The following is a 674-nucleotide window of genomic DNA, read 5'->3' as shown; positions in this document are numbered from 1 at the left end:
CGGTCGCTGCAAGCAGCACGAACACTTCTTGGATGTCTTTCATTTGAATAAAAAGATTAAAGATCGTCTGGGCTTTATGCCAGCTATGCAAGGCAAATTAATTAGTGCAGTTGAGTTTAAGTACGACCGTCGCTTGACTGATGTGATTTTAGATACAATTGAAAGCAATCTGATTGACGAACTGAATACGCCAGAAAATCATGAAAACCTAAGGCGTCTGCGCGGCTATCTTCATCGGCACTGGGCTGATATTGAGCCGTTTAAGATGCGCAATTTGCCAGTAATTAAAGCAATAGGCTGCTGCGAAAGCAATCACCGCAAGTATACCTATCGGGTTAAAGGACAAGGGAAATACTGGTCAGAGGATGGCGCCGAAGGGATTCTGCGTGTGCTGACTTGCATCAAAAACAATGAACTGGAATATTGGCTAAGCAGCGAGTTTGCAGGCTCAGAAATAAATGCAATAACTGAGCAAGAATTAAAAGCGGCAGCCCGTGATAGCCTAAAGAAGCGACATGAAAGTCATTTAGGCATACAGCGCGGAGCTTTAACAACGCAAACGGCTGGAAGCAGCTATTTAAGCAAATTCAATCGGATGCTAAACCACATAAATTATTAAGAAATTAAGGTCAGACTAATGGTTTTTAGGTTACCGCAAAAACATTGACACTTAC

At 42.4% G+C, this 674-nt stretch carries 1 pseudogene; it reads left to right on the top strand.

Annotated features, from left to right (window positions below):
* Positions 1-619, top strand: a pseudogene (locus HMPREF0518_RS09330) (ISLre2-like element ISLde1 family transposase); the annotation flags it as partial.
* Positions 620-674: the final 55 nt, after the last annotated feature.

This window comes from Lactobacillus helveticus DSM 20075 = CGMCC 1.1877, assembly GCF_000160855.1.
Classification (GTDB): Bacteria; Bacillota; Bacilli; order Lactobacillales; family Lactobacillaceae; genus Lactobacillus; species Lactobacillus helveticus.
Note: the sequence above shows the minus strand (reverse complement) of the source record. Positions and strands in the feature narration are given on the sequence as shown.